The organism is Neoaquamicrobium sediminum (assembly GCF_040970315.1).
GTDB classification, from domain to species: domain Bacteria; phylum Pseudomonadota; class Alphaproteobacteria; order Rhizobiales; family Rhizobiaceae; genus Aerobium; species Aerobium sediminum.
Genome location: NZ_JAZHFV010000007.1, coordinates 1 through 12,565 on the forward strand (window position 1 = coordinate 1; position 12,565 = coordinate 12,565).

At 63.9% G+C, this 12,565-nt stretch carries 10 protein-coding genes; all 10 read right to left on the reverse strand.

Annotated elements, in window-relative coordinates:
• Nucleotides 1-195: 195 nt before the first annotated feature.
• From V1479_RS20460 to V1479_RS20505, 10 genes are read right to left on the reverse strand one after another with little or no spacing between them, the layout of a single operon-like run.
• On the reverse strand, nt 196-1,581 hold the full coding sequence (locus tag V1479_RS20460) for an MmgE/PrpD family protein (protein WP_368804589.1): 1,386 nt from the start codon (nt 1,579-1,581) through the stop codon (nt 196-198).
• A 37-nt stretch (nt 1,582-1,618) separates the two neighbouring features.
• Nucleotides 1,619-2,458: an HTD2 family dehydratase gene (locus V1479_RS20465; protein ID WP_173194976.1), complete on the reverse strand. Its 840-nt coding sequence runs from the start codon at nt 2,456-2,458 to the stop codon at nt 1,619-1,621.
• Nucleotides 2,459-2,502: 44 nt separating this feature from the next.
• A complete protein-coding gene (locus V1479_RS20470; protein ID WP_368804590.1) occupies nt 2,503-3,666 on the reverse strand; it encodes an acyl-CoA dehydrogenase family protein in 1,164 nt (387 codons plus the stop codon).
• 3 nt (nt 3,667-3,669) lie between these two features.
• Complete coding sequence (locus V1479_RS20475; protein WP_173194974.1) at nt 3,670-4,473, reverse strand: citryl-CoA lyase; 804 nt, start codon at nt 4,471-4,473, stop codon at nt 3,670-3,672.
• Nucleotides 4,473-5,387, reverse strand: a complete 915-nt coding sequence (locus V1479_RS20480) for an SDR family NAD(P)-dependent oxidoreductase (protein WP_173194973.1) — start codon at nt 5,385-5,387, stop codon at nt 4,473-4,475. The genes V1479_RS20475 and V1479_RS20480 overlap by 1 nt, the downstream gene beginning before the upstream one ends.
• Nucleotides 5,388-5,397: 10 nt before the next feature.
• On the reverse strand, nt 5,398-6,357 hold the full coding sequence (locus V1479_RS20485) for a hydroxymethylglutaryl-CoA lyase (protein WP_173194972.1): 960 nt from the start codon (nt 6,355-6,357) through the stop codon (nt 5,398-5,400).
• Complete coding sequence (locus tag V1479_RS20490) at nt 6,354-8,369, reverse strand: acetyl/propionyl/methylcrotonyl-CoA carboxylase subunit alpha (RefSeq protein ID WP_368804591.1); 2,016 nt, start codon at nt 8,367-8,369, stop codon at nt 6,354-6,356. The genes V1479_RS20485 and V1479_RS20490 overlap by 4 nt, the downstream gene beginning before the upstream one ends.
• A 10-nt stretch (nt 8,370-8,379) precedes the next feature.
• Complete coding sequence (locus V1479_RS20495; protein WP_173194971.1) at nt 8,380-9,987, reverse strand: acyl-CoA carboxylase subunit beta; 1,608 nt, start codon at nt 9,985-9,987, stop codon at nt 8,380-8,382.
• On the reverse strand, nt 9,984-11,375 hold the full coding sequence (locus V1479_RS20500) for a phenylacetate--CoA ligase family protein (protein ID WP_173194970.1): 1,392 nt from the start codon (nt 11,373-11,375) through the stop codon (nt 9,984-9,986). The genes V1479_RS20495 and V1479_RS20500 overlap by 4 nt, the downstream gene beginning before the upstream one ends.
• 24 nt (nt 11,376-11,399) lie before the next feature.
• Nucleotides 11,400-12,560 carry an acyl-CoA dehydrogenase family protein gene (locus V1479_RS20505; RefSeq protein WP_173194969.1) on the reverse strand — a complete coding sequence of 387 codons (1,161 nt, stop codon included), beginning with the start codon at nt 12,558-12,560 and terminating at the stop codon, nt 11,400-11,402.
• Between the last annotated feature and the right edge of the window lie 5 nt (nt 12,561-12,565).

The window sequence follows — 12,565 nt, forward strand, 5'->3', positions numbered from 1 at the left end:
CCGCCTCAAGACACTCAAGCGCGCAATGTACGGCAGGGCAGGTCCTGAACTGCTGAGGGCACGAATGCTGCCACCGCTCCACACAAAGTGAGGAAGAACCTAATTAAGTGCCACGCGACACCAGACCTTCAACACAGTCTGATTGGGTTCGACATTCGTATCCAGTGGTGCCGAAGTAAGAAGAACAGCAGTCAATCAGCGAAGCAGCGATCCGATCACCTCGAGTGAAGCAACCGACCAAAGTTTGCGGGAGACGCGAGTCCACCCATCGCCATCGAGGGCGCCACCATACTGTGCTAGAGTACGCGCTTTTTTTTCGATCTCGTCGCGCGTCAAGGTGTTACCGGGGTCTCCTTTCGGCTCGTCGACACGGGCTGTCAAAACCGTCCCGCCTCGTATCGTTACCGATACTTTCCCCATCCAGGTGGCCGGGTAGTTCTGCTCCACTTCCGGGTCGAAGATCATGTCGACCCTTCGCATGAGCTCTCGGACCGCTTCATCCTCCAGGACCGTATCGAATTCGTCCAACCCGGCGCGCCGATGCACGGCAATGAGCCCCAGCGTAGCAGGCATCGAGAATTTCGCCTGATGCACAGTGGCGGGCCGCACGACCGACCCCAGCACGTCGATTGCCGCCTGGTGAACGTGAGCGGTGACATGCTGAATATCATCGGCGCGCAGATCGTGCTCATGCAGAATTTTTAGCAAAGCGTCGGCGGCAGGGTGCGTGTGGCGGCATGACGCATGAAACTTAAAGGAGGTCTCGGCGAGCGCCCATCTCACACCAAGACCAGCTGTGATTTTTGCGGGGTCGCAGTTTCGTGACATTCCTGCGCCCATGCCTTGTTCCCCCTCCAAGATGCGACGTGCGCCGGTAAACCCCCGTGCTGCGAGACTTGCTGCAGTCATCCCGTTGGCTGCAGCCTTCCCGGTGTGGAGCTGCTTGGAGTCGGCGGCGTCTCTGAGAAACTCCCATACACCCGCGGCCTGGGTTCCGGCCGAGCCGAAAGCATTGAGCATCTGCTCAGAGCCCAACCCAAGCAGCCGGCCAGCAGCAGCGGCCGCAGCGAGAGTGCCCGCGGTTCCCGTGGTGTGAAAGATCTTGTAGTGCGGAAGGCCCAGATATTCGCCGGCGCGAATGCCTGTCTCATAGCCGGCGACGCATGCCGTCAGGAAGTCGCGGCCACTTGCGCCGATATTCTGGGCCACGGCCAGTGCGGCGGGAAACACCACCGCCCCCGGATGGAACACTGAACCATTGTGCACATCGTCCTGCTCAGAGACGTGCGAAGCGGCAGCGTTAACCATCGCGGCGAATAGCGGTGAGGTCATGCGGCCCGAGATGAGCACTTCTGACCGGCCATGGTTGGGGCCCATTTCCTTGGCGAAATCGTCAACCGCAAGGATCGCCCGATGGCGTGCGCCTGAAAGCGCCGATCCGGCCCAATCGACAAAGAGGTCTACGCACCGTTCGACGGCATGTTCGGGAATATCCCGTATGGACAGCGCTGACGCGAATTCAGCCAGTTCGGCAGTGCCATGTTCGCCAGAACGCTTCCGGCTCGTCTCCGTTCCGCTCAACATCTTCTCCCGTGAATTCGATCGTTCGTTAAAGCGATCAGGACTGATATGTGCCTTGCATTGTTCTCAGTCCGTCGGCTGTCTCGCACCACACCGTGCCTTCGGTCGGCGTCCCCTGTTGGCACAGCATCAACATCTTGCCGCTATAGCATGGCGCCAAGCCCCGATAGCTGAAAACTGCCGGTATGCGGCCACATGCCTTCGCGGCCAGATTGATGAGTAATGTAGCCTGCAGCGGCCCATGAACAACCAGGTCTGGATAGCCCTCGATTTCGCAGGCATAGGGACGGTCGTAGTGGATACGATGGCCGTTGAACGTCATTGCTGAATAGCGGAACAGCAAAACGGGATCGGGCGTCAGGACCTCCTGCACGCGCTTCGCCGCCTCGGGCGGAACAGCGGGCGCGGGCCCGGGCACCGTGCTTGCCCGATAAACAATGTTCTGGGTCTCGACAACCGCGGTTTCGCCGTCAGCGACATATTTGTGCTTGACCGCAACCAACACCAGCGGGCCACTGCGCCCGTGTTTCAGCGTCACATCGGCGATGACCGACCGGCGCTTGACGGTTCCCAGCGCAGGCAGCGGCCTCAGATGCCGCAACTCGCCGCCGGCCCACATGCGCGAAGGCAGAGGCACAGGAGGCATAAAGCCGCCCCGGGCCGGGTGTCCGTCCGCTCCAAGCGTCTCGAGATCGGCCGGAGGCAGTGTGAGGCACCAGTGGAGGCCCACTGGTGCGTGCCCTGCCTCGGCGGGCGCGAGCCACCGGCCCAAGGTCGCGCGGTACCGTGCCAGCAGTACGTCGCTAATGGTTTCCGAAGCGCTCTCCTCAGTGCCGATCCAGCCTCGCAGATGATCGATGTCGACTTCGGTTGTCATCCGCGCTCTTCCCGTTCCAGATTGCCGCGCCAGCACGAGGCGCCTCAAAACGACCTTGGCATGCCGAGGATGTGTTCCGCGACATAGGACAGGATCAGGTTGGTCGATATCGGCGCCACCTGGTACAGACGGGTTTCGCGAAACTTGCGTTCCACATCGTACTCCCGGGCGAACCCGAACCCGCCATGGGTCTGGATGCATGCATTAGCCGCCTCCCAGGACGCATCGGCGGCAAGCAGCTTGGCCATATTGGCCTGCGCCCCGCAATCGCCGCCGGAATCGAAGCGGCGGCAGGCTTCGAAACGCATCAGATTGGCTGCCTCGAGGTTGACGAAAGCCTTGGCAATTGGGAACTGCACTCCCTGGTTCTGGCCGATGGGCCGGTCGAACACGATCCGCTCCCCCGCATAGGCGCGGGCTTTATTAATGAACCAGTAGCCGTCGCCGATACATTCCGCAGCGATCAGGGCGCGCTCAGCATTCAAGCCATCCAGGATATGATAAAAGCCGCGCCCTTCCTCACCGATCAGGTTCTCTTCTGGGATCTCGAGCTCATCGAAGAAAACCTCGTAGGTTTCGTGCCCCGGCATGTTCGCGATCGGGCTTACTCTCATGCCATTGCCAATCGCCTTTTTCAGATCGACCATGAAGATCGACAGGCCCTGCGCCTTGCGCTTGACCTCATTGATCGGCGTCGTGCGCGCCAGCAGGATCATTAGGTCGGAATGCCGGATTCGGCTGATCCAGACCTTCTGACCGTTGACCACATAGCGGTCGCCCGTCTTGACCGCGGTGGTCTTGAGCTTGGTAGTATCGGTGCCGGTGGTGGGTTCGGTCACGGCCATTGATTGCAGCCGCAGTTCGCCGCTGGCGATGCCGGGCAGGTATTTCCGCTTCTGCTCCTCCGATCCGTGCCGCAGGAGCGTGCCCATGTTGTACATCTGCCCGTGGCAATGGCCGGCATTGCCGCCCGAGCGGTTGATCTCCTCCATGATGATCGAGGCCTCGGTTAGCCCTAGCCCCGAGCCGCCATATTCCTCGGGGATCATCGCGGCAAGCCAGCCCGCGCGGGTCAGCGCCTCAACGAACTCTTCGGGGTAGGTCTCATCCGCACCATGCTGGCGGTGGTATTCGGGTGGGAATTGCGCGCAGAGCGCGCGCAGTGCCGCGCGCAGATCGTCATGGGCTTCGGGGGCAGAGGTCTGCATCCGTCACCTCGCCCTGTGCGCGCCAGGGCCGCTGGTCTCGAGGATCTCCTCTTCGGCGCGCTGCCATATTTCGTAGGAAATCGGATTTTCGCTCTCCTCGAGGATATGGCCCACCAGCCCGATCGCGCGCGCCATCACCCCGAAGCCACGCACGATCTTCCATGGGAAGCCGAACTCGCAGCAGATAGCGCCGATTGCGCCGGTGGCGTTGATCGGCAGCATCTTGCCTGATTTATCTTCGGCCACGGCCTGAATTTTCTGGATCAGCGCGACATACTCGCCGGACTTGCCGTTCTCGGCCGCAATCTGGAAAAGCCGCGGCGCGCGGGGATCGACCGGCTTGTGCACCGGATGGCCCAGCCCAGGAACGATCGCCCTGCGGGCGCGGAATTTTTCAACCGTTTCAGCGGCGACAGCATCCAGATCTGCGCCGGTGCCCAGCTTGTCCTGCGGCAGCGCCTCGTACAGCATCTTTGAGGCGCCTTCCATCGAGCCGACGAACACCGTGCCCAACCCGCAGAGCCCCGCCGCGACTGCGGCCTGAAGCGATTCCGGCGCGCCCATATAGGTCATGCGCGCGGCCAGGGCGGACGGCGTGATACCATGTTCGACCAGCGTGATGACGATGGCGTTGAACACGCGGCTTTCCTCGGGCATGGCCTTGCGGCCCGTCAACTGCAGAAACGCCAGATCGCCGAGGTTCATGTGGCCCAGGATCTCGTTCGGCAGGTCGAGACCGCGCACGCAAATCTTGTCGGGTGTGCTCCAGGCGATATTCGAAGCAATCTTCTGCTTGCGCTTGCTCATCAAACCGGATCCCAGGAAAAGACGTCCGCTGAAACTTCGAGCGGCGTGAAATGCGACTTGAGCGCGGGAATGGCATGCTCGGCGATCGTTTCGGCGGTCCAGCCGTCGCCGGAATGCACCGAACGCACCGGTCGCGGCTGGCTCATCAGGAAGATCTCGTTCATCCGAACGGCAAAGATCTGGCCCGAGATATCTGCGGCCTGATCGCTCATCAGATAGCAGGCCATCGGCGCGACCTTGGCGGGCGTCATCTTCTTGATCTTCTCGACCCGCGCCTCCTGTTCCGGCGTGTCGGTCTTGATCGAGGAAATCATCCGGCTCCAGGCGAAGGGCGCGATGCAGTTGGACCGCACGTTCCAGCGTTTGAGGTCGAGCGCGACGGATCTCGAAAAGGCCGCAATGCCCAGTTTGGCCGCCGAATAGTTCACCTGGGCGTAATTGCCAATCAGGCCCGAGGTCGAGGTCATGTGCACCAGCGCGCCGCCTTCCTGCTCGCGGAAATAATCAGTCGCGGCGCGCGAGGTATTGAAGGCGCCGTAGAGGTGTACTTTCACCACCGCATCGAAGTCCTCGTGGCTCATCTTGTGAAAGAAGCCGTCGCGCAGGATTCCGGCATTGTTCACGACTGCGTCGATGCGGCCGAATTCCTTCACGGCGGCCTCGACCATGGCCCGGGCCGCGTCCGGGTCGGTTACGCTGCCGCCATCGGCGATGGCGTCGCCACCGGCGGCCTTGATCTCGTCCACCACCGTTTGCGCAGCAGTGAGAGTGTGGCCAGTACCCTTCAGTGACGCGCCCAAATCGTTGACTACGACCGCCGCTCCCTCGGCTGCCGCCATCAGCGCGATCTCGCGGCCGATCCCGCCGCCCGCGCCAGTGACCAGCACGACCTTTCCGTCCAGCGTTTTTCCCATATCAATCTCCTCATTTCGCCTTGCGAAACTTGTCGAGTCCGCCGGAATGCATCACCCGGCCCATCAGGGGCGCGCCGATGATCTCTTCGGCCTTGACCGCGGCGGCGATCAGCTTGTCCAGGTCGATGCCCGTCTCGATGCCCAGCTCGTGGCACAGAAAAACCGCGTCCTCGGTGCAGACATTGCCCGCGGCGCGGGCGTTGCCGTGGCCGGCGAAGGGGCAGCCGCCAAGGCCGGCGACCGAGCTTTCGAACATGTCCACCCCCATTGACAACGCCGCATGGATGTTGGCGATGCCCAGCCCGCGCGTGTCGTGAAGATGCATTCCGATGCGCGCCCCGGGCGCAAGCTCGCGCAGGGCGCCGACCATGCGCTTGACCGCCTCGGGGTTGCCCCAGCCCATCGTGTCGGCGATCACGAGAATCGGTACGGGGATCTGCTCTTCCTCGCAAAGGCGTAGGACGAAACGGAAGTCCTCCAGCACCCGCTCCTGCGGGATGGGACCTTCGAGATTGCAGCCGAACGCGGTCATCACATAGGCCGCATCGACGGTGTAGCCCGCTTCCTTGTAGAGCCGCACCCACTCGCGTTGCCGCTCGCGCATCTCCGCTGAGGAGCAGTTGTTGTTTGCCTGTGCGAAAGCCTCAGACGGATAGAACAAAAGACGCGGGTCGATATCGACTTCATGCGCGGTCAACGCCTTGCGGAACCCCTTCTCGTTCAGCCAAAGCGAGGTGTATTTCACACCGGGCTTGCGCTTGATGTGCTGAAACAGCTCGCCCGTGTCGGCCATCTGCGGCACGTATCTGGGGCTGACGAAGCTACCCACCTGGATGCGCTTCAGCCCGGTATCGCTGAGCATGTCGATCAGCTCGATCCGCTGTTCGATCGGGTAGGTCTTGCTTTCGATCTGAAAGCCCTCGCGCGGGCCTTCTTCACGAAACTCTACGAACTTGGGAAAGTCGGTCATGCCTGTTCCTTTTCGGGTGGTATGATCTCGGCGATCGTCTGGCCGCGATCCACCATCATGCCTTTGGAGGCCGCAATATTCGCGGCGATGCCGGAGGCAGATGCCTTGATGGAGATCTCGAGCTTCATTGACTCCAGGACCGCTACGACATCGCCTTCCGCTACCGCATCGCCCTCGGACACTTTGACGTCGACGATCATTCCGGTTAGCGGCGAGGCAACGGTCCGTTCGGCAGCGCTTTCGCCAGCGGCCGAGGCCAAGGGTGGTGCCGGGCGGAAGACAAGCCGGCCCGGCCCGGCGTCGATCTCGATCACCCCGGCATGAAGGCGCGCGGTTGCCACGTCTACCGTCTCGCCCTGCGCCACGCGCCACCGGCCCGGCGCGATCTCACGGCAGGAGAAAGTGAGGGCGGCACCATCACTGCCATAGACCGTGTAGGTGTCGCCGGAGCGTACCGGGCCCACGCAGAGCTCCTCGACGCTTCCCGCTGCGTCGGTCAGCATCACGCGCTGGCCCGCCTCCATCGCGTCGCCGCCAAGGCCGAGCCGCCAGTTGGTGAAGAGGTCGCGGTTCGACCACGGTTCGGCGGCGTCGTCTGATCGCCCGCGGGTGACGAAGAGTACGGCTGCCATGGCCTTCCAGAGCCGGATGCCCGGCACTTTCGCCGCCGCAGTCAGATCGTCCAGCCGCTCGTCGATCCAGCGGGTATGGACGTTCATTTTCTCGAATTCGGCGTCGCGGGCGAGCGCGGCGAGGAAGGCGCGATTGGTCTCGACGCCTTCGACCGCGACATGATCCAGCGCCAGCGCGAGCCGCGCCAGCGCCGTCTCGCGGTCGGGCGCGTGGATGATCAGCTTGGCGATCATCGGATCGTAATAGGGGGTCACGGCATCGCCTGCCTCGACGCCGCTGTCGATGCGGAGACCATCGGGCAGGCTCAGCGTGGTCAGCGTGCCGGTGGAAGGAGCGAACTGCATCGCCGGGTCCTCGGCATAGAGCCGTGCCTCGATGGCGTGACCGTCAATCGTCAGATCGCCTTGCTTCAAGCCAAGCCCCGCACCCTCGGCAATACGCAGTTGCAGTGCCACGAGGTCGAGCCCGGTGATCGCCTCGGTCACGGGATGTTCCACCTGGATGCGCGGGTTCACCTCGAGGAAAAAGTATTCCTCGCCCGAGACCAGGAACTCCACCGTGCCGAGCCCGCGGTAGTCGAGCGTCTCCCCCAGCCGCACGGAGTCCTGGGCGATCCGTTCGAGCAGGTCGCGGGGCAGGCCCCAGGCGGGAGCTTCCTCGATCACCTTTTGGTGACGGCGCTGCAGCGTGCAGTCGCGCTCGAAAAGATGCACGACGAGACCCTTGCCATCGCCGGCGATCTGCACCTCCACATGGCGGGCCTCGGGCAGGAACCGTTCCAGCAGGAGACCTTCCGAGCCGAAGGTGGACTTCGCTTCGCGCAGCGCGCCCTCGATGTCGGCCATCAGGGTCTTTTCGTCTGCCACCAGCCGCTGTCCACGTCCGCCGCCGCCGCCCACAGCCTTGAGCAGCACGGGCAGGCCCATCCGGCGCACTTCGGCGGCGATTTGATCGGGATCGGACAGGGCGCCCGCGGCGCCCGAGATCACCGGCAGGCCGGCCGCGATGGCGGCATCCTTGGCGCTGGCCTTGTCGCCGAACCGTTCCAGGGTTTCCGGCGTCGGTCCCATGAAGATCAGACCGGCGGCCTCGACCGCGCGGGCGAATTCGGGGTTCTCGGCGAGGAAACCGTAGCCGGGATGGACGGCGTCGGCCCCGGCGGCCTTCGCCGCGGCCAGCACGGCATCGATGCGCAGATAGCTTTCCGAGGCCGGCCCGCCGCCGATGCAGATCGAGTGGCCGATCTCGCGCACGTGGAGCGCGTTGACGTCGGCTTCGGAATGTACGGCGACAGGCCGGACGCCCCGTGTCCGCGCCGTGCGGGCGATCCGGCAGGCGATTTCGCCGCGGTTGGCGATGAGAACCGTCTTGATCTTCACTGTGGCCGCCTCACATCCTGAACACGCCGAAATGGGTTTCGACCTTTGGTCGCCGTGAGGTGATGTCGAGCAGCAGCGCCATGACGTCACGGGTCTCGCAGGGCTCGATCACACTGTCGACCCAGAGGTTCGAGGCGAAGTTGTAGGCGCCCTGGAAATCCTCGTATTCCTTGCGGATAGGCGCCTTGAAGGCCTCTTCCTCCTCTTTCGTCCAGGTCTTGCCCTCGCGCCCGTTGATCTGGGCGCGCACCTGGGCCAGCACGCTCGCGGCCTGTTCCGGCCCCATGATGGCCGCGCGGCCGGTTGGCCAGGCAAACATCGCGTCGGGCTGGAAGGGGCGGCCCAGCATGGCCAGATATCCGGCTCCGTACGAACCACCGGTGATGATGGTGAACTTCGGCACCCGCGCCGAGGACATGGCGGTGATCATCTTGGCGCCCGCCTTGGCGATTCCCATCTGCTCGACCTCGCGCCCCACCATAAAGCCGTTGACATCGGCCAGGAACAGCAGCGGGATGTCGCGCTGCACGCAGAGATTGATGAAATGCGTGGCCTTCAGCGCCGCTTCGACGAACAGCACGCCGGTATTGGCGAGGATCCCCACCTCGTGCCCGTGAATGCGGCCCCAGCCGGTCATCAAGGTGTCGCCGTAGAGCGGCTTGAACTCGTGGAAATCGCTGCCGTCGACCAGCCGAGCGACGATCTCGCGGTTCTCGGTGGGTACTTTTGGGTCCCGGCTGACGATGCCGTAGATCTCTTCTACCGCGTAGGCCGGGGCGCGCGGCGGCGCCGGTGTCTTGCGCGGGGAGGGCCTCTCGCCCAGGTGCTTGACGATCTCTCGCGTGATGGCGAGCGCGTGGGCGTCGTCCTCGGCGAGATGGTCGGTCACGCCCGAGACCGAGCAGTGCATCTTGCCGCCGCCGAGGGTCTCGTTGTCGACCTTCTCGCCAGTGGCGGCGAAGGTGAGTTCCGGCCCGCCGAGATACATGAAGCCCTGGCCGCGCACGATGACCACCTCGTCGCAAAGCGCCGGGATATAGGCGCCGCCGGCGGTGCAGGGGCCCATGACCACGGCGATCTGCGGCACGCCGTCGCCCGACATCCCGACCTGCTGGTGGAAGATCGAGCCGAACTGGCCTTCGTCGGGAAAGATGTTCTCCTGGTCAGGCAGAAACGCGCCGCCGGAATCGACCAGTGTGACGACCGGCAGGCGATTGGCCCAGGCGATCCGCTGGGCGCGCACGTGCTTACGGCAGGTCATGCCGAAATAGGTGCCGCCCTTAACAGTGGCGTCGTTGGCGATGATCATGCAGTGGCGGCCCTCAATCACGCCGATGCCAGTGATGATGCCCGCGCCGGGCGGCACGCCGTCGTACTTGTCGAGCCCGGCGAGTTCGCCAAGTTCGAGGAACGGCGTGCCCGGGTCGATCAGCCGCTCGACGCGCTCGCGCGGCAGGATCTTGCCCTTCTTCACGTGGCGCGCCCGTGCGCTTTCCGGCCCGCCGACACGCTGGCTGCGCCGCAGCGCGTGCAGCTCGGCCACCTTGGCGCGGTAATGCGCGGTGTTGGCCCGGAAATCTTCCGACCCGGTGTCGAGCAGGGATTTCAGCTTTGTCATGGCAGGTCGGGGTACTTTCTCAACACGAAGGCCACCTTGGCCGCGCCCGGCTTTTCGAAGGTGTCGGCATCGACGATCCGGACATCGGCCCTGAACACCAGGGCGTCGCGCAGGCGCTGCTCGATCTTCTTCTTCAGGTCCGCGTCACCGTCTCGGTCGCGGTCGGGGCCGCGTTCGACGATGATCTTCAGTGCTTCCTGCGTGGTGTGGCCCTCGAAATCGGCCACCACACGCATGACGCCGTTCGTTTGCGGCACCATCTCGTTGACGATGCTGTTGATCGCCGAGGGAAACACGTTGGCCCCGCGCACGATCAGCATGTCGTCGGTGCGCCCTGTGCAGCGGATCTTGGGACCCGTCCGGCCGCAGGCGCAGGTCGTGTCCAGGACCTCGATGAAATCGCCCGAGCGGAAGCGCACCAGCGGGCTCGCCCGGCGGCCGAGGGCGGTGTAGATCATCTCGCCACTGGCGCCCTCCGCCCAAGGGATGATCTTGCCGGTCTCGGGGTCGAGCAGTTCGGTCAAAACGTAGTCCATGTTGACCATGTGCATGCCCGACTGCTGGTCACACTCGGCCCAGTAGGTCACGCCCAGGTCGGTACCGCCTAGCATCTCGGTGCACTTGGCGCCCCACAGTTTTTCGATCTTGGCGCGGATCGCCGGAATGCCGCCGCCCGGCTCCCCGCCGACGACGACTCGTTCCACGCCCAGTCTGCTCACTGGTGCGCCCAGCACCTCTTCGGCCTTTTCGGCCAGGTGGATCACGAAATTCGGCGCCCCGACGACGCAGCGCGGGCGCGTGTCGGCGCAGGCGCGCAGGAGCCGGTCGGCGCCGCCGTCGGCTCCCACCGGCACGTCGATGGCGCCCATATATTGCAGGCCCTGCATCACCGGGATGCCGCCCACGAAGCCCTTGGCGAGCGAGAAGGCGTGCAGCACCATGTCGCCGGGCCGCACGCCGTTGGCGAAGAAGCAGCGCGCCGTCATCTCGTGCCACATCTCGGCATCGGATTCTGTCAACGCCACGTAGGAGGGGCTGCCGGTCGTCCCCGAGGACGCCTGCATCTGGATGATGTCTTCCATCGGCGCGGCGCGGTGGCGGCCGAAAGGCGGCTCGGCCGACAGGCTTTCGCGTATCTCGGTCTTGTAGGTGAAGGGCAGCCTCTGCAGATCCTCAATGGTGCGGATCTCATCGAAATCGACGCCGGCCGCAGCGAACTTGTCTTGGTAGAAGGGCGAGTTGGCCTTGAGATAGGCCATTTGCTCGACCAGCCGCTCCTCCTGGATGCGGCGCACCTCGTCGAGCGGCATGCCCTCGATCTCGTGCCAGAACCGGTCGTTGGCCTTCGCGCCGGCATCGGCCCGCCGGAAGCGCATTCCGTGTTGCATGCTTTCCTCCCTGGGCTTTCGCGATCAATACGACCGCGGCAGACCCATTACCTTCTCGCCAATAAAGCTGAGGCACAGTTCACGGTTCACCGGCGCGGTGCGTAGCAGGCGCACCAACGGATAAAGCTCGTACAGCCCGGTATCTTCCGTGAAACCCGACCCGCCATGGGCCTGAAGGGCGGCGTCCACGGCTTCGATCCCGGCCTCGGCGGCGGCATATTTCGCCATGTTCGACGAGGCACCGGCCGAAAGCTTGTTGTCGAATTCCCAGGCCGCACGGCGGGTCATCAGGCTCGCCATCTCCACGGCCGTGTGGGCCTTGGCCAGCGGATGCTGCACGCCCTGGTGCGCGCCGATCGGCTGACCAAAGACGTTGCGCTCGCAAGCATAGACCACTGCCTTCCGTAAGGCGAACCGGCCGATCCCGCAGCAAAGCGCCGCCAGGATGATGCGTTCGGGATTGAGCGAATCGAACAGGATCGAAAAGCCATCGTCCACCTCGCCCACGATATCCTCGGGACCGAGATCCACCTCGTCGAAGAACAGCGTCCATTGTTCTTCCGGCAGTGGGATCGAGACCTTCACCCGCTGCATTTCTACGCCCTTCTTCTTCAGGTCCACGGCGAACAGCGTGAAGCCGTCGGTCTTGCGGGAGACCTCGGTGTGAGGCTTGGTGCGCGCCACCACAAGGCAGTAGTCGGAGACGTCAGCGCCGGTGATGAAGGTCTTTTCCCCTGTTAGCGCAAAACGGTTGCCCTTGCTCCTGGCGAGCGTCGTGGCCTTGATCGTGTTGGACCCGGCGCCCGGCTCGGTGATCGCGAAGCAGAACTGGATCTCGCCCCGGCAGGCGGCCGGCAAGAGCTCTCTGCGGTGGAACTCGGTCCCGTGGCTGGCGATATGTGCCAGCGACATGGTCGGTCCGACCACCATCATCAGGAGCGGGATGCCGTGGTTCGCCGTGCCCTCCATGAACAGCGCCATCTCGGTCATACCGAGACCGGCGCCGCCATATTCCTCGGGCACCATGATGCCGAGAAAGCCGTCCTCGGCGATCTGCTGGAACATCTCTTTGGGAAAGGTGTGCCGGCGGGCGTGATCCAGCCAGTAGGCGTTGTCGAATTTCTGCGCGAGCTGGGCGCCGTAATCGTAGATCTGGCGCTGCTCATCGTTGAGCGTGAAGTCCATTCCCG